The following is a 24,191-nucleotide window of genomic DNA, read 5'->3' on the forward strand; positions in this document are numbered from 1 at the left end:
CCCAAGCATTAGCAAGTCGTTCGCTCTATCTTTACTATTTTAGTATTCTAGGTCAAGGGAGAGGAGGTTCTATGCAGCGCCGACCGGTGTGTGCGATCGAAGACCTGCCTCCGGGAACGATGAAGCTGGTCCAGGCCGGAAAGTTCGGCGTGGGGGTCTACAACATCCACGGGTCGCTCTACGCGATCGCGAACTACTGCTCACATGAGGGCGCACCGCTGTGCCTGGGCTACGTCAGGGGAACCACCGAGTACGACCCGGAGATGCCCGACCAGATCCGCCATGTGCGTGAAGGCCAGATCGCGCGTTGCCCCTGGCATCAGTGGGAGTTCGACATCACCACGGGCGAATGCCTCGCCGATCCCAAGAAGCGAGTGCGCACGTACGAGGTGGACGTCGCGGACGGACAGGTGTATCTCACGGCATGACGATCATCGATGCGAATGTGCAGCCGCACTTCCGGTACAACTCCGAGATCCGGCGGTATCTGTCGGCGCCGCACAAGCTGCGCGCTATTCCCGACGTGGAGCAGCAGTGGTACCAGGCGCCGGGTGGAGACTACCGCCAGGATCTGTACGGCGAAGGTTATCCAGGGTCGGATCCAGATACCGTGGCGCATCATCTCTTTGACGGCACCGGCGTTGCCTTCGCCATTCTCAATCCGCTGACGCGCGGCAACATCGCCGATTATCTGCTGAACAGCCGGATCTGCGCGGCGGTCAACGACTGGCTGCTCGACCGCTGGCTGGATCCGGACACGTCGAACCGGTTCCGCGGCACCATCCGGATCAACCCCGAGGACGTCAGGGGAGCGGTCGCCGAGATCAAGCGACTGGCCGACCACCCGAAGATGGTTCAGGTCGGCGTCCCGATGCAGTCGCGTGAGCCCTACGGCAAACCCATGTTCGAGCCGATCTGGGAGGCCGCCGCCGCACACGGGCTGCCGGTGGTCGTACACATCAACGGCGGCAATGGTGTTGACCATGCGCCGACCTTCGCCGGTCATGCCTACACCTATCCGGGCTATGCCGCGTTCATGCCGCTGAACTCCTTCGTCCACCTGGCGACGCTGATCGTCGAGGGCATGTTCGGTCGGCACCCCGATCTGCGATTCGTCTTCGCCGACGGCGGCTACGACATTCTCACACCACTCATGTGGCGCCTCGACACGTTCTGGATGTCGATGCGGGATCAAACCCCGTGGGTGGACCGGTTTCCCAGCGAGTACCTGCGCGACCATGTGCGATTCTGTTCGTCGGCGCTCGACGGGCCGACGGACGAGAGCCAGGCAGAGCAGTGGATGGACTTCACCGGCAAGGCCGACCTGGTGATGTACGGGTCGAGCTATCCGCACTGGTCCACAACGGCGCCGGACACCGTCGTCGCAGGTCTCAACAGTGACCAGCGGGACAAAGTGCTGTGGCGCAACGCAAGTGAACTCTATGGTGTCGCCTCAGTCGAAGGGAGCCTGACGTGACGACTGTCGAGGACGTCCAGGACAAGACCGCCGCGGACATCGCGGTGACGATCGTCGACACCGACGTCCACCCGCTGCCCGTGTCGGCCGAAGTGCTCAAGTCGTATGCGCCCGCGGAGTGGAAGGACAAGCTGTGGCCGTCGGGTAATGCCGTCTCGCCCGTCCCGCATTTCTACGACACGCCGGACTCGTACAAGACGAATTCACTGCGGGTCGACGCAGGCCCGCCTGGCGGCGGTGTCGCCGGCAGTGATCCGGGCTTCGCAGCCAAGCAGCTGCTGGTCGATGCCGGCGTGAGTATCGCTGTGCTGGAACCGATGTGCGACGCACAGCTACCGCAGGCCGAAGACGTCCTCAAGGCCACCCACAACGACTGGCTCGCCGACGTGTGGCTGGGCGAGGCCAACTGGCACGGCCGTTGGCGGGGCGCGATCAGCGTCACCGCGCAGGACCCGGCAGCGGCCGCACGCGAGATCGAGCGGTGGGCCGGGCATCCGTACATGGCCGAAGTGCTCATGACGCCGCAGACCCGCGGGATCCCGTTCGGGAGCCCGCACTTCGATCCGATGTATGCGGCCGCGGCACGCCATGGTCTTCCCGTCGCCACCCACCTCATGGGGCAGACGCCGTTCGAGTTGATTCCGATCTACCCGGTCGGCAACCCGGCGCACTGGCACGACTTCTTCGCGTCCTGGCCGCTGCTGTATGTGTCGCATCTGATGAGCCTGGTGTTCGACGGCGCCTTCGACCGCCATCCCGATCTGCGGGTGGTGTTCGTCGAGGGTGGCTTCACGTGGGCGTTGCCCGCGATGTGGCGGATGGACCGAATCTGGGAGCAGCGCAGGGCGGATCTGCCACAGGTGCGTCGTAAGCCCTCCGACTATGTCCGCGAGCACGTGCGGTTCACGACGCAGCCGCTCGAGGAGGTCGACCTCGGCGAGTACCGCAAGTACCTCGAGACGATGGATCTCGGTGACAACATCATGTTCTCCACGGACTATCCGCATTGGAGCTACGACTCGCCGGACTGGGCGATCAGGCGGTTCCCGGCAGACCAGCGTGAGCGAATCATGCGCGGCAACGCCACGGTGCTATACGGCTTGCCCGCCACCGTCAAGGCGTTGCCGTCCGAGATGCCGGCCGCAGGTGGCCGCGCCGAGTGATCTCGGTGCGCTGGCGATCGCTGAGCGGTCGTATGCGCACCGAAATCACTGTTTGGCGGTGCGTCGCTCGGCTTCCAGTGGAACCATCGGAGTGCGGGCGTGCGGCCCGCGGGTGATTGCGTGCAAACGGATTTCGGGCAGGTCGACCGACGGGTCGAGGGTGTCCAGCCAGGCCACGGCGTCGGCGACATCGGCGGCACGGATCGCGTACATCTCGAACGGCACATCCTGCAGCATCTCGGTCTCGACGGGTCCCGGGGTGACGATGTGTACGTTGATGCCGTCGCGGTCGACCTCGCGCGCCAGGGCGCCCGCGAACGCGTTCATGCCGGCCTTCGACGCCGAATACGCCGTCCGCGCCATCATCGGTTCGTGGGCGGCCGATGACGAGATGAACACGAAGCGTGAGCCCCGCCTCATCTTCGGCAGCGCCGCCGACGTCACCACGAAACACGAGTCGAGGTTCGCCGACATCGTCGCGCGCCACTGATCGAAAGTCTGCTTGCGAGCATAGGTTCCGCCCAGAATTCCCGCCGCATGCACGACGAGATCGATCTCGTCGAGCGCGTCCACCGCGGCGGCGAACGTCTCGGGCTGCGCCGCGTCGGCGACGGCATAGCGCGCACCGATGGCTGCGGCCGCGGCGCGCAGGGGCTCCTCACGCCTGGCGGTCAGGACGACGTCGTAGCCGAGCTCGACGAGTTTGCGCCCGCACGCGTTTCCGATTCCACCGCTACCGCCGGTCACCAAGGCGCTACGCACGCGGCCCTCTCAGAGCTTGCGTCGGGCCAGTGCCTGCGGCGACAGCGCGACGATCCGCTGCTCGGGATCGACGGCGCTGAAGTAGGTCTGGGTGTCGGCGATGTGACGCGCCGACAACTTGCGGGCACGCTCGCCGTCGCCGGCTTCGATGGCGTCGGAGATCTTGTTGTGAATCGACATTGCGATGCGGCGTTGACTGATCGACGGGTATTCGCCGCGCGCCGTGGTCTCTTGGGCCCACCAGTTCAGGTGACCGGTCCACAGTGTCTCCAGGCTCCCCACGACGGCGATCATCGTGTGGTTGCCGCAGCCGCGGACGACCTCGTCGTGGAACTGCCCACCGATCTCGGTGAACTGCGGTCCGTCCTCGATGCGTTCGGCCATCAGCGCGTTGATCTCTTTGAGCTTCGGAACGAGCTCTTCGCCGCGGTCGGGACGCCGCGCCGCCAGCGCCGCGCACATGGGCTCGAGTTCCTGTAGTGCAGCGCCCAGGTCGGAGAGGGGAACGGTGTCGCTCTGCAGCAGGAGTCCGAGCATGTAGGCCGCGCTGGCCTTGGCGGGCGCGTGCACGACGGCACCGCCGCGGTTGCCGCGCCGCACCGACACCAGACCCTCGGTTTCGAGGATCCGCAAGGCTTCCCGCAACGACACCAGGCTCACCCTGAACTGCTCGACGAGGACCTCCTGGCGCGGCAGCAGGTCACCGTCGGCGAGTTCGCCGTCGATGATCTGCCTGCGGAGCTCGTCGGCGACGATCTCGGCCGTCCGCCGCGATCCAAGCCGGCGGCGAGCTTCGGGGCCAATTCCCAACGTGGTCATATCGCCGACAATGCTAACAGTGAAACGTCCGCTACCTGGGGTGTACGCAATCGCTATCTGACAAAAGTTACTAATATGACAAAGAAACCAGGGAGGCTCTAGCGGGTGAGTGACGTAGAGGATGTAGCACCCACGCCGCTGCACGATCTGCGCGTCGTCGAGATCAGCGATCGTATCGCGGGTGCGTATTGCGGGAAATTGCTGGCCGACGCCGGGGCCGACGTCATCAAGGTGGAACCGGCCGGCGGTGACCCGCTGCGCCGCTTCACCGCGTCCGGTTCCGTGCCGCGCGACGGTGCGGACGCGCCGCTTTTCGCGTACCTGAACGCCGGGAAGCGTAGCGTGACAGGCATTTCCGACGGGCTGCTGACCGGCGCGGACATCGTGATCGTCACGGGCACCAGGGCGGCGGCGACCGCGCGGGGGATCGACCCGAAGCGCCTGCTCGAAAACTCGCCCGGCCTCGTCATCGTCACCATCTCCGACTTCGGCTGGACGGGTCCATGGGCCGAACGCCCCGCATCGGAGTTCACCTTGCAGGCCGACTCCGGGCTCACCGGGTTTCGCGGCGATCCCGCGGGCCCACCGATCTCCGTCGGCGGCGACCTGGGGGAGTACCAGGGCGGCGTGTGGGCAGCCTACGGCGCACTGGCAGCTCGCCGCGGGGTCAGTCGCGGAGGTCGCGGCGCGCACCTCGACATGTCGATGCTCGAGGCGATCACGCTGATGCAGAGCGGCGAATGGCTGCATTCGCAACTGCTGAAGGCCCCGCACGTCCGGCGCTCTGTCGAAGTCCCGTCGATCGAACCGGCGAAAGACGGTTTCGTCGGCATCAGCATGGTGACCGGGCAACAGTGGCTGGACTTCGCGGCGATGGTGGACTGCCCGGAGTTCACCGAGGTGCCCCAGCTGCAATTCCAGATCGGGCGATGGGATTACCGCGATTGGATCCGGGAGCGCATCGACCCGTGGATGCGTGAGCGCACCGTCGCCGAGATCGTCGAACTGGGGCAACTGTTCAGGTTGCCGCTCGCCGCGCTGGGAAACGGCGCCACCGTCCGCGAGATGGATCATCTGCAGGAGCGCTGTGTGTACGTCGACAACCCGGCCGGGTTTGCACAACCGCGTCCGCCGTGGTTGATGTCCGGCGCGGCACCGTCGCTGATCCGAACCGCACCCGGGGTCGGCGACTCTGACAACGAACCTCTCTGGGAGCCAAGGCAATCAACCCCTGACGCGACGGCAGGTCGCCCGCTGGCCGGTGTGCGAGTCATCGACTTCACCGCGTTCTGGGCGGGCCCGTCGGCGACGCACTCGCTTGCGGCGTTCGGGGCCGAGGTGATCAAGATCGAGTCGATCCAGCGGCCCGACGGCATCCGCTACTCCGGGGGGATGCGCAAGGACGTCGACGACTGGTGGGAGTACGGCTGGGTCTTCCACGCCATGAACACGAACAAGCGATCGGTCACCCTCGATCTGCAGTCCGAGGCCGGACTCGGACTGATCACAACGCTGATCGCGCAGGCCGACGTCGTGATCGAGAACTTCTCACCCCGAGTGATGGATCAATTCGGGCTCGGCGCAGATGCGTTGCTCGAACTGAACCCGCGACTGGTGATGGTGCGTATGCCGGCTTTCGGGCTGACCGGGCCGTGGCGCGACAGGGTCGGCTTCGCGCCCACCATGGAGCAGATCGCGGGCCTCGCCTGGGTGACCGGCATGCCGGATGGACTCCCAGTCGCCCCGCGTGGCGCGTGTGATCCGCTGGCGGGGACGCACGCGGCGTTCGCGCTCATGGCGGCACTCGAGTTCACCGAACGCACCGGTCGCGGTCAACTTGTCGAGGTGCCGATGGTCGAGAGTGTGCTGAACGTGACCGCCGTGCAGCCAATGGAATTCGAGATGTTCGGGACGATCCTGGAGCGGCGCGGCAACAAGGGGCACCACGCCGGCGAGCTGCAGGACATCTACCGGTGCGCAGGCGACGACAACTGGATCGCCATGACCGTCCGCACCGATGCCGAACGGGACGCGCTCGCCGCGCTGATGAGCGGTCGGGACGACCCCGCGCCATGGCTTGCCACCCAGGACGCCGTGGCCGTCGTCGAGCGGCTGGTCGCGGCCGGCATCCCTGCGGCCGTGGTGATTTCACCATCCGTGGTGATCGACAACCCGCAGCTGGTACACCGCGGTTTCTTCGAGCCGCTCACCCATCCGAGCACCGGACCCGGTCTGTACCCTTGTCCGCCGTTCGCCCGGCTCGACGGCATGGACGCCTGGCTGCACCGTCCGCCTCCACGGCTGGGTGAGCACAACGGCGAGGTGCTGACGGCACTGTGCGGGCAGACGGGGGAGGATCTGGAACGCCTTGCGGCCGAGGGCGTCATCGGCACCAGGCCGAAAGGGCTCTGACTCTCAGCGGGGCGTCAGCGATATCGACATCGCGTCGAAAATCGACATGTTGTTGGCCAGGGTTGGGTAGGTGACCTTGGGGGCGCCGAGACTGATGTCGTCGGCGCGCACGAGCAACTCGTCGAGCGCTGCGCGGATCTCGGCGCGTGCGAGCATGGCGCCGAGGCAGTGGTGGGGCCCGCCGCCCCCGAAGGTGACGTGGGGATTGTCGGTGCGGCCGATGTCGAAGACGAACGGGTCGGCGAACACCTCGTCATCCCGGTTGGCCGACCGCAGCATCGACACCACGCGCTCGCCCTTGGGAATGGTGATGCCGTCCATCTCCACGTCCACCTTCGTGGTGCGGGTCCAGAACGCGACCGGTGACGACCAGCGCAAGATCTCTTCGACCGCCCGCCCGCGGATCGACTCGTCCTCGCGATAGCGCTGTATTTCAACGGGATTGGCCACAAAGGCCTGAAGACCGGCGGCCAGCGCGTTCTTCGTCGTGTCACTGCCCGCCAGCGTGAGGACGAAGAAGAAGATCTCGAGTTCGTTCGCGGGGATGGACAACTCTTCGCCGCTCTCGTCGGTCACCACCGCGGTGGTCAGCGTGCTCCAGATGTCGTCGGTGGGGTTGCGGCGCTTCTCCGCGGTGAGTTCGAGCGCATAGGTGAAGATCTCACCGAACAGCGCCATGTGCTCCTGCTCCTCGGTATTCGTCTCGCTCCCGCCGGCGCCGGCCTTGAGAATGCGATCGAGCGTGTCGAAGATGCGGGGCCGGTCCTCGTCGGGGATCCCCACGATGTCGCCGATCACCGACATCGGCAGCACGTCGGCGACGTCGGTGATCCAGTCACCGCCGCCGGATTCGAGTAAGCCGTCGACCATCGCGGCGGCGCGCCGCCGAATGCCGTCCTCCAGCTTTCCGATGGCCTTGGGAGTGAACGCGTGCGACATCACCCGACGGCGCTTGGTGAGCACGGGCGGATCCATGGTGATGACATTCGGAAACGACCCGATGGGCCCGATTCCCTGAATCAGGGGTCCGTCGGCAGCGGTGAAACTGTCGGTGTCCCGGTGGATGCGTTGTGCGTGGCGATGCTTGGTCGTCATCCAGAAGTCGCGTTTGACCGTACTGGCGACGCCGTCGGTGAGCTCGTGGTGGAAGATCGGCATCTCACGACGGAATTCGGTGAACAAGTCGTCGGGAAAACCGTTCTCCCACAGCACCGAATCCGACAGATCGACCGGGGTGGTCGTGGGCATGCCTTCTCCTCGCGTCGCTGTCCTTGACCTAGAATGCCTAAAATAGTAAAAATAGGCAACGGGCAGGTTTGACGACCTGCGGTTATTGTGCGCTCGGATGGAGACGGTATGACGGAGACGGTTCACGACCCCCAGATCGATCCGTCTGAACGCGAGTTCGGCCCGAGTGGGATCAGTCTCTCGACGTACCGCTTTCCGACGGGTTGGTTCATCGTCGGCTTTGCCTCGGATCTGGAACCCGGTCAGGTCAAGCGCGCGCACTACTTCGGCGAGGAACTGGTGATGTTCCGCACCAAGTCCGGCAAGGTGAACGTGCTCGACGCCTACTGTTTGCACCTCGGAGCGAACATGGGCGTCGGCGGCACCGTCGAGGGTGAGCACATCGTCTGCCCGTGGCACGGCTGGGAATGGCGCGGCGACGGAACCAACGCACTGATCCCGTACAGCAAGATCGGCTGCAAGCAGAACGTGCGGATCAAGTCCTATCCCACCCAGGAGTGGTACGGCTTCATCGTCGTATGGCACGAGCGTCACGGCCGCGCCCCCTACTGGCAGCCACCGGTGCTGCCCGAGCTCGAGACCGACGAGTACTACCCGCTGCATCCCCATTCGCGGATGCTCAATCGGGTCAAGGTGCACGCGCAGATGATCATCGAGAACGCGGCCGACCCGTATCACGTGCAGTTCGTGCACAAGGCCGACAGCGCCGCCAACACCACGTCGTTCGACGCCAACGGCTACCACCTGCACGCGACGGTGACCGCGAACTTCGGCGGCGGACGCCCGTCGACGTGGCTCACCCCCGACGGACCCGTCGACGCCAACATCATCTACGACAACTACTCGCTGGGCCTCGGCATCGTGCGCTTCCCGAAGGAGCTCGTCGCGACCATCGAGGTCACGGGTCAGACGCCGGTCGACGAGGACTACACCGATTACTTCTACACCCAGGCCTCGGTGCGAGAGCCCGGCGACACCGGCGACAAGCCGGCGGGCCGCGCGGCGAAATTCCTTGCGCTGCAACAGGAGGTCATCAAGCAGGACTTCTTCACCTGGGAGAACATGAAGTACCTCGAGAAGCCCAACCTGGCACCGGAGGAGGCGCGCGACTACGCGGCGTTGCGGCGGTGGGCGCACCGGTTCTATCCGAGCGAAGAGCCATCGCCGATCGACTTCGGGTACACCGCCGACGGCGAGCCCGATCCGGCCGCAGCGGGGGCGTGATGCCCCGTGGCCGGGACGCCACGCTGAACCCCGCGGCCTTCGGCGTTGAATGCTTCAGCGTCCCTGAGGTGCTCGACCGTCGTGCAGATCAGTACGGCGACCAGGTGATGATGTCGATCGCCGGAAGCCCGGTCTCGTTCGCGCAGATGCGCGACCGTTCGTGCGCGGCCGCCCACGTCCTCTACGACCTTGGGGTCAAGCGCGGCGAGACGGTGGCGCTGTTCACCGGGACATGTCCGGAGTGGGTGTACTTCTGGCTGGGCGCCGCCCGCATCGGCGCGGTCGCCGCCGCGGTGAACGCCGCCAGCAAGGGCGAGTTCCTCGCGCACGCGCTGAACCTGTCCCGGGCCGCGGTGGTCGTCGTCGACGCTGACCGCCTGGATCGACTGACCCAGGTCGCGGACGACGTCGTCACCTTGAGAGCGGTTCTTGTGCAGGGTCATTCGCTCACCGAGGCGCTGACGGCCGCGCCGGTGACGGCGCCCGACGTCGAGCCCGTCGGACCGGACGAGATCGGCGCGCTCTTCTTCACCTCCGGTACCACCGGACCGTCGAAGGCCGTCGCCACCACCTGGGGGTACCTGTTCACCGCGGCGGCGACCGTCGCATCGTCGTGGGAACTGCGGCAGGGCGACACACTGTGGACCGCGATGCCGCTGTTCCATCTCAGCGCGGCGCCCACCGTGCTTGCGCCCATGCTCGTCGGCGGCACCAGCCTGCTGGCCGCGGCATTTCACCCCGGCCAAGTCTGGGATGAGATACGGGATTGCGGTGCAGTGGGTTTCGCAGGCGCGGGCGCGATGGTGTCGATGCTCACGCGCCTGCCCCCGGAGGCGCGAGACGCCGAGCTCGGCATTCGCTTCATCTCGGCGGCACCGATCACCGCAGACATGTACCGCGCTATTGAAGAACGCTATCGCTGCCGCATCGTGACGATGTACGGCATGACCGAAGCGTTCCCGATCGCCTACAACGGCGTTTCCGATGCTGGCGAACCGGGTACCTCTGGTCGGGTCAACCCGGCTTTCGAGGTGCGAATCATCGACGGTCAGGGGCGACCAGTGCCCACCGGTATGGTCGGCGAGATCGCCTGCCGAGCGCGGGTGACACATGCGATGAGCGAGGGGTATGTGTCGTCGGCGCCCGGCAGTACCGGTTTGATCGTCGATCCGCATCCGGAGTGGTTCGGTACCGGTGATCTGGGCTCGCTGGACGACGATGGCAACCTCACCTACGTGGATCGCGCCAAGGATTCGTTGCGCCGCCGCGGTGAGAACGTGTCGTCCGTCGAGGTCGAACAGACCGTGATGGGCCATCCGGCTGTGGCCGAGGCGGCGGCGGTCGCGATACCGAGTGACCTCGGCGAGGACGACATCCTGGTGGTCGTGACGTTGCGTGACGGTGCGACAGTGGATTTCACCGAACTCTTGGACTTCTGCTCGGCGCGCATGCCGTACTTCTGCGTGCCGCGCTACCTCGAGACGGTCGAGGAGATTCCCAAGAACGTCATCGGACGCGTCCGCAAGGATGTGCTCCGCAGCAGGGGACTGGGCCCTGGCGCCTGGGACCGTGAAGCGCACGGCTACGTGCTCACCCGGTAGGAGATCAGAATGTCGTTGACATACCAACAGCAGTTCGTGATGGACGGACTCGCGGGACGCGCGGCCATCCTCAACCTGGATGCACGACACAACCGGCTGTACTCGGACGGCGATCTCGTCGGCTGGATCACGACGTTCCGTCACGCGGGCGCCACGTATGTGCGGGCGGGGGAGCCGTTCACCGACCTGCGTAAGGCGTTCGACGGCGGAGGCGGGGCGCGGCTGGTGACCGTCGACCACGAGATCAACGTCGACGGGATCGACGCGACCCAGAGATGTGTGGCATTGCTGCTGCGCGACAACCAACTTCAGGCCTCCGGGACGTTCACCGACCGGCTCATCTACGAGCGCGGCGGCTGGTACTTCACGTCACGCGAGCTCGATTGGGATCACGTGCCGCACGAAAGTGCGCTACCCGTGTGAACGACGGCATTCGGTACGAGTTCGCGTACGGCACCTACGAGGACGCCCTACGCATGGTCGGCATCCGGACGGAGCCGAGATATGCCGGGACGGCGGTCAGCGGCGCGCGCATTCAGCAATTCGCCTCGATGGTGCATGATCCGAACCCCGCCTATTGGGACGTCGAGTTCGCCCGCGAGGTGTGGGGCGGTCTGCTCGCGCCGCCGGCATTGCTGATGGGCTGGCTGATCCCGCCCCCGTGGTTGCCGACCGGCGAGCCACCGCGGCCGTCGATCGCGATCCGCGTGCCCCTGCCCGGAACCACATTCATCAACGCGTCCAACGAAGTCGAGTTTCCCACGACCATCCTCGAAGGAGATCGCCTGCACGTCGTCGAGGAGGTCGTCTCGGTGTCGCCGGAGAAGACGACGCGTGTCGGCACCGGACATTTCGTGCAGACCTGCGACCGGTTCCACCGCGCCGACGGGGCGTTGGTCGCCATCAACCGAAACACGTTGTTCCGGTTCACCCCGGCGGTGGCGTCGTGACACCGTATGGCGGGCAGACATGGGACGAGATCGTCGTGCCGACCGAACTCGCCGAGGTCGTCGACCCGATCGACTATCAGCGTGTCGTGATGAACCCCGGGGCGACATGGGATTACTTTCCCGGCCATTACGACCCGGACTACGCGCGACGGCACGGCCAGCCGACGATTTTCGTCAACACGATGCACACCGCGGGCTTCGTCGATCGGATCGCGACCGGGTGGGCCGGGCCCTACAGCAGGGTGGTGCGGCGCAAGGTTTCGCTGCTGGGCTCGTTCTATGCCGGCGATTCGATGGTCGGCCGCGGCCGGGTGGTGGGCAAGCGCGTCGAATCCGCGGGTGACGTACACCGCCATCTCGTCGACCTCGAGATCGCCGTTTACAACCAGCGCGACGAACTGTGCTGCCCGGCAGAGGTCACCCTCGAAATCGCTAGCCCTCCGACGGCGCGGAGTGGTTAGTCGAGATCGGGCAGCTTGCTCGCGCTCACCGTCGACTGCAACTCGACATACTCCGACAGTCCCTCGGATCCGAATTCGCGGCCGATCCCCGACTGCTTGAATCCGCCGAACGGCGCGGTCGTGTCGAGCGTGTACATGTTGATGCCGTACGTACCCGTCCGGACTGCCGCTGCGATCTCCAGACCGCGGGCCACGTCCGCCGTCCAGACGGAGCCGGCCAGGCCGTAATCGGTGTCGTTGGCGATCCGCACGGCGTCGGCCTCGTCGCGGTACTTCAGTACGGTCAACACCGGACCGAAGATCTCCTCCCGCGCGATCGTCATGTCGTTGGTCGCGTCGGCGAACAGCGTCGGCTGGACGTACCAGCCGCGGTCATACGGTTTGTCCTTGCCGCCCAGGATCATTCGCGCACCCTCATCGAGTCCCGCCTGAATGTAGCCCTGCACCTTCTGCTGTTGGCGCTGCGCAACCAGCGGCCCGATGTCGGTGGCGTCGTCGGCGGGGTCGCCCACCTGCAGGTCGGTCATCATGCCGGCGAGCGCGTCGACGACCTCGTCGTGCTTGCGCTCGCTCACCAGAATCCGGGTCTGCGCGACGCAGGCCTGCCCGTTGTTCATCAGGCTGGCCATCTTGAGGTGTTTGACGGTGTGCTCGATGTCGGCGTCGTCGAGGATGATGGCCGCGGACTTGCCGCCCAGTTCGAGGCTGACGCGCTTGAGCTGTTCACCGCACAGCGCGGCGATGTGCCTGCCGGTCGCCGACGATCCGGTGAACGAGATCTTGTCGACGCCGGGGTGGCGAACCAGCGTCTCCCCGGTCTCCCTGCCGCCGGGGACGATCGACACGACGCCTTCGGGCAGGTCGACCTCCTCCAGCATCTCGGCCAACCACATGGCGTCCAAAGGTGTTTCGGGTGCCGGCTTGACCACGACCGTGCAACCCGCGATCAGCGCCGGGATCATCTTCGGCATGATCAGGAACTGCGGCACGTTCCACGGCACGATCGCACCGACCACACCCACGGGCGCACGCCGTACGTGCACATCGCCGAACAATCCCGGGCGTCGCTCAACCCACGGAAACTCCTTGGCCGTCGCCATGTTGAGGTGCATCTGGGCGAGAGCGCCGGCGCCCTGCCCCAGCCTGCTGAAGCTCTTGGGTGAGCCCATCTCCGCGGTGATCAGGTCGGCGATCGCGTCGGTCTCGGCCATGTAAATGGCGGCGAGCTTCTCGATCTTCTCCATGCGTTCGCCGACAGTGAGCCGGGGCCACGGTCCCTCGTCGAACGCGGTTCTGGCGGCGGCGACCGCCTTGTCGACGTCCGCGGGGGCCGCTTCCGGCGTCTCGCCGATCGATTGCTCGGTGTGTGGGGAGATCACGGACAGTCGCTGACCCGTCGACGGTGTCAGCCAGCGGCCGCCGATGTAGAGCTTGTCGTAGTTGAGGGATCGCATGTCGCCGCCTGTCCTACCGCCTAAAGTTGCTATTAATATAAACATAGTGAAAAAGGCAGGGCCCGTGAACCACCCGCAATCAGACGATTGGCGCCGATACCCGTTCGCGCTGGTACCGGAGGACCGTCAGCTCGATTTCCCGGCTGCTGAGGCCAACCACCCGCAGTGCGAGTCCGACACGTGGTTTCTGGCCGGTGAACTGACCGGGCAGAGCGGCCGGGGTTACGCGTTCCTGTCGATCTTCAACAAGAACCGGCCTGGGCTCGGGGATATCGTCGCCGACTTCTACACGTTCGCGCTGTTCGATCTCGACGCAGGCACCTACGGCACGTACACCGACTACGACATGCCGCCCGGGAACATGGAACCCGGCGCCGTCGCGAAAATGACGTTCGCCGACGAGTGCCTGGATATCAGCTATGACAGCGGGGCCGGTCGCGCGGTCTGGCATACCTGTCGCGACGACAACGGCGGCCTGGTGCCCTACACCTACGATGTCACGCTCGTCGGCACCGATGCGGCCGGTGCCCAGATGCGGGTGGACCTGAATGTGACCCCGACGCGGGCGCCGGTGCCGCTGGGCGCCGCGGATTTCGGCGGCAGGATCGAATGTTTCGGCCAGGCCGACACCTACTCCTATCTCCAGACGGGCCTCACGATGACGGGAACGCTGACGTGGGGTTCATCGAGCGAGCCGGTCAGCGGCACCGCGGGCCACGTCGACCGGCAGTGGTTTCCGCTGATCGCCAACAGCGGTGGTGCGGACGGCGATGTCCGGTGGCGCGCCCACGAATGGCGCACGATCAATCTCGACAACGGCGTGGACATGAGCATCTGGCGACAGTTCGATCGAACCGATCGCAATTCACTGCAACCCTTTTCGGGCGCCACCACGAGCTCACCGGAGCCCGACGTCGACCCCGAGTTCGCCGACGACATCGAGGTGTCCATCGAGAGCTACGTCCGCTGGCCCGAAGCGGTTCGGACGTTGTACAAGCCTCCGGAGAAGGCCAGATATCTGCCGGACCGGCACCGACTGACGTCGCGCAAGCTCGATCTGGACCTGACCGGTGAGCCGATGGTGCCCGCTCCAGGACACGGCCTACCCCTGGAATACATGGAGGGCCCGTTTCACTATCGCGGGACGTTTCGCGGTGAGCCGGTGAGCGGGTTCGCCTTCTACGAAAGGTCTTTGGCGCTCTACCGCGACTGGGAACTGGTCGATGTCCTCGCCAGCACCGTGGGCGAGGAGCGCGTGACGACACTGCGCACACTGGTCGAGAACGGCCGACGCGACGAAGCCGTGGCACACCTGCGCAATGAGATCCTGCCGTCGGGAGCCGGGATCACCGAGTTAGTCGACGACCTGATCGTGGCGCTGTCTAGCTGATCGCCTCGGCCCACGTCGTGTGGCGGTGCTGCAGACCAGGCTCATTGCGGCCGAAGACCAGGTGCTCGCGCACTCCTGACTCGAGGTTGGCCTGCAGTCCCGCGACGAGCGCGTAGTCCTCGTCGCGGACCGTCGAATGCGCGTATTCGAATACCGCCGCCGCGCCCGCGGCCGTCGATTCGTCCGACAGATCCAGCGGAGTCGAGTTCTGGTGCACGGTGATCGAACGGCCCGGCACATCGCTGGGATAGACGCGGAACAGCTCGCCGTTGGCCACGGTGCACGAGATGACGATGTTGGGATGCAAAGCGTAGATGACGACCATCGCCTGCAGCGGCTCCCACTGTTCCTCGGGGAGCTCGTCGAGGTCGAGAATACCGTTGAGCGGGAACACAAGTCGGTGATGGGGCCCGAACGAGTCGAAGACCGTGCAGTTGCTGCGGGCGATCGTCGCGAACGTCGTCCTGTGCACCGTGGCGAAGTGGTAGTTCTCGGCGAAGGTGTCGATGGCCAGCTTCCAGTTGATCGGGCAGTCCAGCACCTTCTCGCCCAATGGCGACCAGCGGCCCACGCCCCAGGAGTCCAATTCATCGGCCAGCGGTCCGAGGAACGCCGGAATGTCCAGTGTGGTGTCGCGCTCCAGCGAGATCCACAGGAAACCTGCACATTCGGCGGCCGGTAGCTCGGTCAAACGTGATGTGCCCGATGATGTTTCGGGAAAGCCCTCCTTGCCCGGCACGCCGACCAGATTGCCGGTGAGATCGTAGCTCCACGAGTGATAGGGGCAGGCGAGCCGGCGGGCGGCTCCGCACCCGTCGGTGATGCGCGACTGCCGGTGCAGACACACATTCTCGAACGCGCGTACCACGGAGTCGGCAGCGCGGGTCAGCAGGATGGACCGGCCCATCACCGTCTTGGTGCAGTACGTGCCGGGCCGGGGGAGTTCTGAGACGTAGCCGACCAGCTGGGGGCTTGCCATCAGCATCGCGACATCCTGGGCATGGCGCTCTGCCGACGTGTACGTCTCGGCGGCGACGGTGCTCTCCGTCGGCATCAGGTCGGTGGTCTTGTCCCGCGCGAGCTTCAATGCGCGGCGAGTGAGATCGATCAGCTGGTCGCGGTCCATCACCGTTCCTTGGTCGTCGCCTGGGGGACCATCTGCCTATTTTTATAATGATAGCGACGGTATGTCAAAAATCGCTGGTGAGCTATGTGCCCCGCGTATCGTCCGGGCATGCGCGCAGAGCGGATCCTGTCCGAGGACATACCTGCGCCGCCCGACGACGTGCGGGCGTTCTACATCGACCTCGACAACATCAAGACCGTCCATCCGCTCGTCGTCTCGGTGCAAAGGACGGGGCGAACGGAACTGGTCGACGGCTACTGCCAGGGTTACCGCGTCAAAGACCGAATCCCCTTCGGTCCGTTGACCCTGCCGACGAGCTACACCGCCCACCTCAGAGTGGCGTCAGTCGGACCGGTGATCACTCAGGCCCGCCAGTTTCCCCGCGTCCGCCTGTACGGCGTGGTGTCCTTCGAACCCATCGACATCGGAACCAGGCTCGTCGAGCGCCTGACGATCGACGCGCCGCGACTGCTCCACGCGACGACGCTCCGTGAAGCGGTCAAGGCGCATACCAAGATGCTGGCGGGCATCCGCCGGCACTTCGGTGGTTAGGCGTCCTCCGCCGGGCCCGGCTCGCCAGCATCCGCGTGCCCAGATTCGGATGCGTCGAGCACACTGACCGCGATGCCGTAGGGCAGAAACCGCACCTTGCGGGTGGGGTCGGTGTTGTTCTTGTTCGCGCGTAGCGCATCGAGCTCGGACGGATACACCTGCTCGATATGGGCACCGCCGTCGCTGTCGACGGTGTAGATCGCCCATACGCCGTCGCCGGTCTCGCCGGTGGTCTCCGGCTCCCGTTTCGGCCGCGAATAGCGGGTGAACTCGTCGACCAGATTGGCCCAACCTGCGCGTTCGCCGGAGGTATTGAGGAACCTGCCCACACCGTCCAAGGCGTCACGCAGCCCTTCACCCGCCTCGCGGACGACGCGGTCGAACTCCTCGGGGTCGATCCCGAACGGCCCGTTCCTGCTCATAGCGGTTCCTCCTCACGCCCGCGCGCTCCCGGCACGGCGTATCCCCAGTGTGCCTGCAGGTGGCGAAGTAGTCGACTAGGGCCGACGCGGGTGGTAGGCAACGGTATGGCTTTCACACGCTCGGACGTGCTGGCGACCGCCGAGCGGTCACCCGCGGCGGCCGGTGCCCGCGACAAGAACGAGTGGGTGGGCCTGTTCACCGCCGACGGACGGGTCGAGGATCCGGTCGGCTCACAACCCCACCGCGGACTCGGCGCGATCGGTCGCTTTTTCGACACGTTCATCGGCCCCCGTCACATCACCTACCGACCCGACGCCGACATCGTCACCGGCTCGACGGTCCTCCGCGACGGCGATCTCGACATCGCGATGGGCCCGGTGCAGTTGCACGTACCGGTCTACATCCGCTACGACGTGCAGGAGGCCGGCGGCGGACTGAAAATTGCTGCGCTGTCGGCCTATTGGGAACTTTTCGCCATGGTCGGTCAGTTCATGCGCGCCGGAGTCGGCGGCCTTCCCGCCGGTCTGCAACTGTCGAGGGCCCTGCTCGTGAACCAGGGTGTCGTCGGAGTGCTCGGCTACCTGGGAGGTCTGCGCGGGACCGGAACGCAGGGCAAGCGGCGGGTGCAGGAGTTCCTCGACGACGCACGCGCGGGCGACGAGGTCGCGGTGCGCCGTTGGCTCGGCAAGGAGACACGGGTGACGGCCGGTGACGATCATCCCCTGAGCACCGCGGAATTGCTGTCGCGCATCGCCACGGCCCGCCCGCGCAAGATGATCGCCTCGGGATACAGCGTGGTCGTGGGACTGGACCGTGAAGGGCGCCGCGACGTGCTCATCGCCGAGGTGGCGCCCAAGCCGTTCGCCATCCGCAGAATCCGGTACTTCACCGAAGACGACGAAGACGACACGGCGTCCGGATAGCCCCGTGGCCTGCGCGCTGAGCGGATCACCACAGGCCAATCGTTTGATCCCGTCGGCGCCGGGTAGAGGGTCGGCATGGAATCCGACAAGAAGTCCGAATCCGACGTCGACGACGACGACCACGTCGCCGCATCGCGGGCCGGAAAAGAGGGCGACGACGACGGCACCTATGTGGGCCAGACGGCGTCCGACGACGCGCTCGACGTAGGTGAGTCGGGAGCTGAGGCCCGCAGCCGGGAAAGCGGCCGCTAGTACAAGTGTGGTCTCGATTCGGTCGCGTTGGACCCTGCGCGACAGCCGGACGTGAGACGGTATGAGCACCATGCCCGTCGACATGCCCCCATCCGATGAGATGACCTACGAGCAATTCGGTCGCCGGTTCTTCGAGGTCGCCGTGACCGAAGACCGTGTCGGCGGTGCGATCGCCGCGATCGCCGGCGACGAATTCGAGATGGGTCCGATGGCGCAGGGCCCGGGCAAGGTCGCCAAGGTGACGGCCAAGGTCAGGGTTCAAGAACCTCGGCTGACCCGCGATGTCGGCGACAAGATCATGTTCGCCATCCGTATCCCGTTGGAGATCGACCTGGTTGTCGACCTGCGCATCGACAAGCCGAAGTTCATGGTGTTCGGCGAGATCGCATTGCGTGCTACCGCGCGCGCCGTGGAACCGCTCCTGCTGATCCTCGATGTGGAGAAGCCGCGGCCCTCCGACATCTCCATCCACGTCACCTCGAAATCGCTGCGTGGTGAGCTGGTTCGGATACTCGGGAACATCGACGCCGAGATCAGGCGGTTCATCGCGGCCCACGTCGCGGGTGAGATCGACAGCCCGGCGTCGCAGAAGGCGAAGGTCATCGACGTCGCGGACAGCATCGACGGCGCGTGGTCGGTCTAACCGATGGGCCGTGAGTAGTCGCTAGGCGGCCACACCCTCGAGCCGCGGACGTTTGGGGCCGCGGCCGTCGCCGGCCGATTTGCCGCGAACGTGGTACCAGAGCCAAGGCATGAGCATGTTCTGCGTCCACAAGATCTGTGACACCGCTTGCGACCGCAGCGACGGACGCTGTACGGGACCGTCGACCAGCGCCCAGTCGTGGTTGCTGCCGGGCAGCTCCAGCGCCTCGGCGGCCGCGGCGGCGAACAGCTCGTGCCCCTTGGCCGAGCCGTGTACCCGGTCCGGACTCCACGTGTCCGGCATCGTCATCGACGGCGCGTTGTAGAGGTCGACGAGTCTAAACCCATGTCGCACTGCGGCTTTGCGGATATCATCGTTGATCTGGTGGACGCGTGCGGCGATCACCCGTCCGATCGGCAAGATCTTTGCGATGTCCGGGAACGTGGTCGTCAGGACGGTCGCGCCCGACGCGGCAAGCTGTGTGTACAGGTCGTCCAGCTCGGCGAGCGCAGTGCCGAAATACGGGCCGGGGCGCGTCACGTCGTTCATCCCGATACACACCGAGATCAGATCAGGAGCCAGCGCCAGCGCCGCGGGCAGCTGATCGTCGAGCAGGTCCCTGATCCGCCGCCCGCGGATGGCCAGGTTGGCGTAGGTCACACCGGGGTGATGGGAGTCGAGGATCGTGGCGAGACGGTCGGCGAAGCCGACCAGGCCGCTGGCGTCATCACCGTCCCACAGCCCCTCGGTTTGGCTGTCGCCGATCGCGACATATCGGGAGTACCCGGGCACACCGGAACTCTAGCGGCGAAGCGCCGCCTCGACCTCCGACGCCCCGGCCTGCGCCGCGAGTTCACGGTGTCGCTGCGACACCGCGGCCCCGCCCGCGCGCAGCAGGTCGACCACGCCGGCGACGGCGGCGGCCCGGTACGCGTTGAACGCGGCACCGACGGCCCACCACGCGAGCAGCGCGTCCAGGCCGCGCACCGGATCGGCACCGAGCTCGACCATCGCGGCCACGGTGGCGGGAAGAACCTTGCGTGCGGCGAGTTCGATCGGCTGCGTGCCGCTCGGCAATGGCGCGTTGACCGACGCGCCCGCACGCGTTAAGGCGCGCACGATCTCCGGGTTGACGTTGTCTGCCGAGTCGCTGACCACGTGCAGCGGGGTGGCCCCCTCGGAATCGACGAGGCCCGGATCGACACCGTGCGCGAGGGCGTGGTGGAGCGCCACGGCGCGTCCGCATCGCACGATCTCATGGAGAATCGTGGTGAATTTGTCGCCCCGAGCGGACAATTCGATACGGCGGCCGGGATCGGCATCGGCGTCGATGAGGGCAACCGAGATGCCGGAGGCGAGCGAGCGCAGCGAGTACCACAGTGGGGTGGCTCCGCACGGGTCGACGGGGTCGGGATCCGCACCCATCGCCAGGAGTTCGATGACCCCGGTGTCACCGCGTTGCGCGCGCTCGAACAGGTCCAGGTCGCTGCGCGCCAATGGGTCGGTCCACGCGGGACGACCGGCCCCGAGCGCGTCGAGCACCGTCAGCGCGCCGGCGCGTCGGGAACCGAGGTCGAACCACGGCCACGGTCCCATTCCTTTGAGGATGAAATCGCGCTCCGGGATGCGGTGTTCTTCGGTGATGGTTCTGCCGAAATCCTCGTACGCCGAGGCGAACGTCAGATCGTCGCCGTCGCGCGAAACCGTGACCTCCACGGGCCCTTCTCGGTAGCGCGCGATTTCGGTCACAAGAGACGCATTGTCGCAAAATGACGGAGGGGCACCCGATGGGATGCCCCTCCTGGTGGTCTACGGGTTACTTCACGTCGACGTAGACGATGTTGTCTTGCACGGTGGAGTAGTTGGTGTTGCTACCGTAAACCGCTTGACCTGCGTTGATGTGTGTGTAGCTCTGGCCTGGGCGAACCGCGACCACCTCGGCCTGGTCCAGCGGGCTGTTGCCGAGGCGATTCACGATCACGGTGTAACCCTGCGACCGTAGTTGCCCGATGGTCTGTACTGCATTGTCCGAGCCGCTGGGTGCGGCTGCGGCCGGAGCCGCCAATCCGATGATCGCGGCGGCGAACCCGCCGACGACTGCGGTGGCAAATCCAATCCTGTTCACGACACTGCCTTCTTTCTTGCTTTGCGAGTTCCTCAGGTGAACTCTGAATGCTTAAACCGGCAGTTCAGCTGTTTAATTCCGCTGGCAGAATTTGATCCGTGGTTGGCAGAATCGCCTATGCGTCAACAATATTGACGAGTAGCTAGAGAAGGCGCGTCAATCTCGTGAGGTTGAGTGGTACCCCGGCAACGCTGAGCTGACCGAGAATGTCCTCGAGTCGCGAGCGCGGCATATCCATCTGCCATTCCGACACCGACGCCGACAGGCACACCGCATCGGGGGCGAAGCGGATGCCGGTGAGCCGCAAACCGTGCGGCAGTTCGGGCAGGTGCACCGGATAGGCCGGTGTCTTGGCCGGCAGCGCCACCCGAGAACGCCGGACGACGAGGACGCGCGGGCGAAGCCATAGGGTCGAACCGTCAAGGCGCGCGTCGATCTCGAGGTGTCCCAGCATCGGGCGGCGAGCCATTCGCAGCCGCGCGATGCCGTCGCTGCCGACCTCACCGGACAGCCGCGGTGCCGCCCAGCGGAACAGATCGTGCAGGGCCGACGTGGGCACCTCCAGCGTCAGGTCGACAGGAGCGGCCACCATGACCGGCGGCGCGGTCGGCCGCATGTGCACGTTGTGCAACACCGCCGTCGCATTGTGGAACGTCTGGTCCCCCCAGCGGATGTCACGCACAGCGATGCGGACGTCGTTGAGTTGTCCCACGGCGAGGCCGCGTACGTCGAGCCGGGAGTCGAATTCCGTGACCGTCACCGTGAGCACACCGTCGTCGAGTCGCAGGGCGAGCCGGCGGCCCACCACCAGCCTGCGCACCGTCGTGAACAGCGTCCGGTACGCCATCGCCGCGCCGCTGCTGACCGGGCCCGTCGCGGCCGACGACCACAGTGACGTCAGCATGTCGATCGGCCGGAACGGATCGAAGCGGCGTAGGGGACCCGTCATGTCATCCAGCATCCGCTATCCGTGCCGCGAAACGAAGGGGACGCGGGGTGAATCATGATCGGCAACAGGGGACTAGGGGGCCGTGACCTCGTTCCGTAAGGTGGGAACCGATGACTTCAGTGGTGATAGTCGGCAGTGGATTCACCGGCTTCGAATGCGCGCGTCAGCTGGCGCGAAAGATGCGTAGACAAACCGGGGCCTCGGTCGACATCACGATCATCTCGCCCGTCGATTACATGCTCTACACGCCACTGCTGCCGGATGTGGCAGGTGGACTCGTCGATGCCCGCTTCGTCGCCATACCGCTCGCCAACGCGCTGCGCGGCGTGCAGGCGATCCGGGGCAGGGTCGACGAAGTCGACTTCGAGGGACGGACGGTGACGTACACCGACCCCGAGGAGCGCGTGCGCAGCCTGGCGTGGGACCGGTTGGTGCTGACGCCGGGCTCGGTCACCCGGCTGTTCGACATCCCGGGGCTGGCCGAGCACGCGCGCGGTCTCAAGTCGACGGCAGAGGCGCTGTATCTGCGCGACCACGTGCTGGAACAACTGGAACTGGCCGACGTCGACGACGACGCCGGCCGGGCCGAGGCGCGACGGACGGTCGTGGTGGTCGGCGCGTCGTACTCGGGTACCGAGCTGGCCGTACAGCTGCGAGCTCTTGCCGATTCGGCCGCGAAACAGATGGGGTTCGACCCGTCCGCGGTGAAGTTCGTCCTGCTGGACCTGGCCGAGCAGGTCATGCCCGAAGTGGGCGAGAAGCTCGGCGCGGCGGCGCAGCGGGTGCTCAAAGCGCGCGGCATCGACGTGCGGCTCGGTGTCACGCTCTCCGAAGTCCACGCCGAACACGTTGTGCTCAGTGATGACTCGCTGATCCGCACCCACACCGTCGCATGGGTGACAGGAGTCACCGGTGCGCCGTTGATCGAGAAGCTCGGGCTGCCGACCGAACATGGTCGTCTGAAAGTCACCACCGAGCTGCAGGTTCCCGGCCACCCCGACGTGTTCGGGGCGGGCGATGCGGCAGCGGTCCCGGACGTCACGCAGCCGGGCAAGATCACCCCGCCGACCGCGCAACATGCCACTCGGCAGGGAAAAGCGTTGGCCCGCAACGTGGCAGCGAGTCTGGGCTATGGGAAAGCCAAGCCATACAAGCATCGAAACATGGGCCTTGTGGTCGACCTCGGACCGCGCTACGCCGTCGCCAACCCACTCAACGTGCAGTTGTCCGGCTTCCCGGCCAAGGTGGTGACCCGCGTGTACCACATCTACGCGATCCCGCGATCTGTCAATCGGTGGGCGGTATCGCTGGCATATCTGACGGATGTGTTCTTCGACAGGTCCGTCGTGTCCTTCGGGCTCTCGACGCAGGAGGATGCGCGGTTCTCCACCAGCGAGGGCATCCCGATGCCCAAACCGGACTGATTGGAATCGCCCGGAGCGGGAACGTTAACCGGTATGGCTACATATCGCGTTTTGAACCCCAAGGGTGACGTTGTCGACACGAAGGACATCGAGAGCGCCGACGACGCACACGCGTGGTTCGTCGACCAGAAGGCCGAGCCGGAACTCGGATGGCGCATGGAGGTCAAGTCCGATGACGGTGACTGGGCGTTCTTCGACAGCAGCGAGGGTGACCGCAAATACTGACTGGCGCGAGTACTCACTAGGCTTGAGCGGTGCCCAAACTCAGTGCGGGGCTGCTGCTCTACCGCGTCGTCGACGGTGAACTCGAAGTGCTGATCGGCCATCCCGGTGGGCCCTTCTGGGTGCACAAGGACGATGGTGCGTGGTCGATACCGAAGGGGGAGTACACCGAGGACGAAGACCCGTGGGCGGTCGCACAGCGGGAGTTCTCCGAGGAGCTGGGCAAGCGGGCACCCGAAGGCCCGCGCATCGACTTCGAACCGGTGAGACAGCCCAGCGGCAAGGTGATCACCGCGTTCGCCGTCCGCGGCGACCTCGAGCTCGAAGGCACGTTCTCCAACACCTTTGAACTGGAGTGGCCAAAGGGTTCGGGCAAGATCAGGGAGTTTCCCGAAATCGACCGGGTGGGTTGGTTTCCCGTGGCGCAGGCTCGGTCGAAGCTGCTGAAGGGTCAGCGGCCGCTGCTCGACCGTCTGGTTTCGGTGCTCGAAGGCGACGAACCGGCCGCGTCTCGATAGCGTTGATGGTCAACGCACGGCCGTGAATTCGCCACCCGGCCGGCGTCCGTAGGTATTCGTCGTCGTAGCGCAG

The 24,191-nt window shown here is 65.8% G+C and carries 27 protein-coding genes; 17 read left to right on the forward strand and 10 right to left on the reverse strand.

The genetic code is table 11. The features are described from left to right. Positions 1–71 precede the first annotated feature (71 nt). The 3 genes from BST47_RS18990 to BST47_RS19000 are packed head-to-tail and all read left to right on the forward strand — an operon-like array spanning position 72 to position 2,640. Complete coding sequence (locus BST47_RS18990) at positions 72–428, forward strand: Rieske (2Fe-2S) protein (protein ID WP_083127194.1); 357 nt, start codon at positions 72–74, stop codon at positions 426–428. Beyond that, the gene (locus BST47_RS18995) at positions 425–1,477 is read left to right on the forward strand and encodes an amidohydrolase family protein (RefSeq protein WP_083127195.1); all 1,053 of its coding nucleotides are present in this window, start codon (positions 425–427) and stop codon (positions 1,475–1,477) included. Before BST47_RS18990 ends, BST47_RS18995 begins: the two co-directional genes overlap by 4 nt. Next, positions 1,474–2,640, forward strand: coding sequence for an amidohydrolase family protein (locus BST47_RS19000; protein ID WP_083127196.1), 1,167 nt, complete (start codon positions 1,474–1,476; stop codon positions 2,638–2,640). The genes BST47_RS18995 and BST47_RS19000 overlap by 4 nt, the downstream gene beginning before the upstream one ends. A gap of 45 nt (positions 2,641–2,685) precedes the next feature. On the opposite strand, the gene BST47_RS19005 is transcribed toward BST47_RS19000, so the two are convergent. Together BST47_RS19005 and BST47_RS19010 are read right to left on the reverse strand one after the other, a co-directional pair. Further along, on the reverse strand, positions 2,686–3,402 hold the full coding sequence (locus BST47_RS19005; protein ID WP_083127197.1) for an SDR family oxidoreductase: 717 nt from the start codon (positions 3,400–3,402) through the stop codon (positions 2,686–2,688). Positions 3,403–3,411: 9 nt separating this feature from the next. Next, positions 3,412–4,221, reverse strand: a complete 810-nt coding sequence (locus BST47_RS19010) for a FadR/GntR family transcriptional regulator (protein WP_083127198.1) — start codon at positions 4,219–4,221, stop codon at positions 3,412–3,414. A gap of 105 nt (positions 4,222–4,326) precedes the next feature. On the opposite strand from BST47_RS19010, the gene BST47_RS19015 reads away from it, so the two are divergent. Further along, complete coding sequence (locus BST47_RS19015) at positions 4,327–6,633, forward strand: CaiB/BaiF CoA-transferase family protein (protein WP_083127199.1); 2,307 nt, start codon at positions 4,327–4,329, stop codon at positions 6,631–6,633. 3 nt (positions 6,634–6,636) lie between these two features. Here the strand turns inward: BST47_RS19015 and BST47_RS19020 are convergent, their stop codons facing one another. Further along, positions 6,637–7,881 (reverse strand): cytochrome P450, encoded by a 1,245-nt coding sequence (locus tag BST47_RS19020; RefSeq protein WP_083127200.1) that lies wholly within the window; start codon positions 7,879–7,881, stop codon positions 6,637–6,639. Positions 7,882–7,989: 108 nt separating this feature from the next. On the opposite strand from BST47_RS19020, the gene BST47_RS19025 reads away from it, so the two are divergent. The 5 genes from BST47_RS19025 to BST47_RS19045 are packed head-to-tail and all read left to right on the forward strand — an operon-like array spanning position 7,990 to position 12,117. Continuing rightward, positions 7,990–9,105: an aromatic ring-hydroxylating oxygenase subunit alpha gene (locus BST47_RS19025; RefSeq protein ID WP_083127201.1), complete on the forward strand. Its 1,116-nt coding sequence runs from the start codon at positions 7,990–7,992 to the stop codon at positions 9,103–9,105. Further along, entirely contained in the window at positions 9,105–10,706 is a 1,602-nt protein-coding gene (locus BST47_RS19030; protein WP_083127202.1) for an AMP-binding protein, read from the forward strand. The genes BST47_RS19025 and BST47_RS19030 overlap by 1 nt, the downstream gene beginning before the upstream one ends. A gap of 9 nt (positions 10,707–10,715) precedes the next feature. Beyond that, the gene (locus BST47_RS19035) at positions 10,716–11,129 is read left to right on the forward strand and encodes a nuclear transport factor 2 family protein (RefSeq protein ID WP_083127203.1); all 414 of its coding nucleotides are present in this window, start codon (positions 10,716–10,718) and stop codon (positions 11,127–11,129) included. A 53-nt stretch (positions 11,130–11,182) separates the two neighbouring features. Next, the gene (locus BST47_RS19040; protein ID WP_083127281.1) at positions 11,183–11,656 is read left to right on the forward strand and encodes an FAS1-like dehydratase domain-containing protein; all 474 of its coding nucleotides are present in this window, start codon (positions 11,183–11,185) and stop codon (positions 11,654–11,656) included. Beyond that, positions 11,653–12,117, forward strand: coding sequence for a MaoC/PaaZ C-terminal domain-containing protein (locus BST47_RS19045; RefSeq protein ID WP_083127204.1), 465 nt, complete (start codon positions 11,653–11,655; stop codon positions 12,115–12,117). Before BST47_RS19040 ends, BST47_RS19045 begins: the two co-directional genes overlap by 4 nt. Here the strand turns inward: BST47_RS19045 and BST47_RS19050 are convergent. Continuing rightward, a complete protein-coding gene (locus tag BST47_RS19050; RefSeq protein WP_083127205.1) occupies positions 12,114–13,571 on the reverse strand; it encodes an aldehyde dehydrogenase in 1,458 nt (485 codons plus the stop codon). The two genes, BST47_RS19045 and BST47_RS19050, sit on opposite strands and share 4 nt — an antisense overlap. Before the next feature lie 64 nt (positions 13,572–13,635). Here BST47_RS19050 and BST47_RS19055 point away from each other — a divergent pair, with 64 nt between their 5' ends. Next, positions 13,636–14,961, forward strand: coding sequence for a lipocalin-like domain-containing protein (locus BST47_RS19055; protein WP_234809777.1), 1,326 nt, complete (start codon positions 13,636–13,638; stop codon positions 14,959–14,961). Here BST47_RS19055 and BST47_RS19060 read toward each other — a convergent pair. Then, positions 14,954–16,087 (reverse strand): aromatic ring-hydroxylating oxygenase subunit alpha, encoded by a 1,134-nt coding sequence (locus BST47_RS19060; RefSeq protein ID WP_083127207.1) that lies wholly within the window; start codon positions 16,085–16,087, stop codon positions 14,954–14,956. The two genes, BST47_RS19055 and BST47_RS19060, sit on opposite strands and share 8 nt — an antisense overlap. Positions 16,088–16,195: 108 nt before the next feature. Between BST47_RS19060 and BST47_RS19065 the strand changes: the two genes are divergently transcribed. Continuing rightward, the gene (locus BST47_RS19065; protein ID WP_083127208.1) at positions 16,196–16,639 is read left to right on the forward strand and encodes an SRPBCC family protein; all 444 of its coding nucleotides are present in this window, start codon (positions 16,196–16,198) and stop codon (positions 16,637–16,639) included. Here BST47_RS19065 and BST47_RS19070 read toward each other — a convergent pair. Continuing rightward, entirely contained in the window at positions 16,636–17,061 is a 426-nt protein-coding gene (locus BST47_RS19070) for an Rv0313 family protein (protein ID WP_083127209.1), read from the reverse strand. The two genes, BST47_RS19065 and BST47_RS19070, sit on opposite strands and share 4 nt — an antisense overlap. A gap of 105 nt (positions 17,062–17,166) precedes the next feature. Here BST47_RS19070 and BST47_RS19075 point away from each other — a divergent pair, with 105 nt between their 5' ends. The 3 genes from BST47_RS19075 to BST47_RS19080 all read left to right on the forward strand — a co-directional run bounded on the left by BST47_RS19075 (position 17,167) and on the right by BST47_RS19080 (position 18,880). Then, positions 17,167–17,985 (forward strand): nuclear transport factor 2 family protein, encoded by an 819-nt coding sequence (locus BST47_RS19075; RefSeq protein ID WP_083127210.1) that lies wholly within the window; start codon positions 17,167–17,169, stop codon positions 17,983–17,985. A 75-nt stretch (positions 17,986–18,060) separates the two neighbouring features. Next, positions 18,061–18,237, forward strand: a complete 177-nt coding sequence (locus BST47_RS30770; protein ID WP_165799825.1) for a hypothetical protein — start codon at positions 18,061–18,063, stop codon at positions 18,235–18,237. Positions 18,238–18,298: 61 nt separating this feature from the next. Then, a complete protein-coding gene (locus BST47_RS19080) occupies positions 18,299–18,880 on the forward strand; it encodes a hypothetical protein (protein WP_234809778.1) in 582 nt (193 codons plus the stop codon). 21 nt (positions 18,881–18,901) lie between these two features. Here BST47_RS19080 and BST47_RS19085 read toward each other — a convergent pair whose 3' ends face one another. From BST47_RS19085 to BST47_RS19100, 4 genes are all read right to left on the reverse strand, one after another. Continuing rightward, positions 18,902–19,672 (reverse strand): SGNH/GDSL hydrolase family protein, encoded by a 771-nt coding sequence (locus BST47_RS19085; RefSeq protein WP_083127211.1) that lies wholly within the window; start codon positions 19,670–19,672, stop codon positions 18,902–18,904. A gap of 9 nt (positions 19,673–19,681) precedes the next feature. Beyond that, positions 19,682–20,629 (reverse strand): ankyrin repeat domain-containing protein, encoded by a 948-nt coding sequence (locus BST47_RS19090; protein ID WP_083127212.1) that lies wholly within the window; start codon positions 20,627–20,629, stop codon positions 19,682–19,684. A 67-nt stretch (positions 20,630–20,696) separates the two neighbouring features. After that, positions 20,697–21,005, reverse strand: coding sequence for a hypothetical protein (locus tag BST47_RS19095; protein ID WP_083127213.1), 309 nt, complete (start codon positions 21,003–21,005; stop codon positions 20,697–20,699). A gap of 142 nt (positions 21,006–21,147) precedes the next feature. Continuing rightward, positions 21,148–21,954 (reverse strand): hypothetical protein, encoded by an 807-nt coding sequence (locus BST47_RS19100; RefSeq protein ID WP_083127283.1) that lies wholly within the window; start codon positions 21,952–21,954, stop codon positions 21,148–21,150. Positions 21,955–22,064: 110 nt separating this feature from the next. Here BST47_RS19100 and BST47_RS19105 point away from each other — a divergent pair, with 110 nt between their 5' ends. Genes BST47_RS19105 through BST47_RS19115 form a run of 3 tightly spaced genes read left to right on the forward strand, consistent with a single transcriptional unit; the run spans position 22,065 to position 24,118 of the window. Further along, positions 22,065–23,378 (forward strand): NAD(P)/FAD-dependent oxidoreductase, encoded by a 1,314-nt coding sequence (locus BST47_RS19105; protein ID WP_083127214.1) that lies wholly within the window; start codon positions 22,065–22,067, stop codon positions 23,376–23,378. A gap of 33 nt (positions 23,379–23,411) precedes the next feature. Further along, positions 23,412–23,603 carry a hypothetical protein gene (locus BST47_RS19110; RefSeq protein ID WP_083127215.1) on the forward strand — a complete coding sequence of 64 codons (192 nt, stop codon included), beginning with the start codon at positions 23,412–23,414 and terminating at the stop codon, positions 23,601–23,603. 29 nt (positions 23,604–23,632) lie between these two features. Further along, positions 23,633–24,118: an NUDIX hydrolase gene (locus BST47_RS19115; RefSeq protein WP_207568641.1), complete on the forward strand. Its 486-nt coding sequence runs from the start codon at positions 23,633–23,635 to the stop codon at positions 24,116–24,118. Positions 24,119–24,191: the final 73 nt, after the last annotated feature.

The sequence above is a fragment of the Mycolicibacterium tusciae genome (assembly GCF_002086795.1).
GTDB classification, from domain to species: Bacteria; Actinomycetota; Actinomycetes; order Mycobacteriales; family Mycobacteriaceae; genus Mycobacterium; species Mycobacterium tusciae.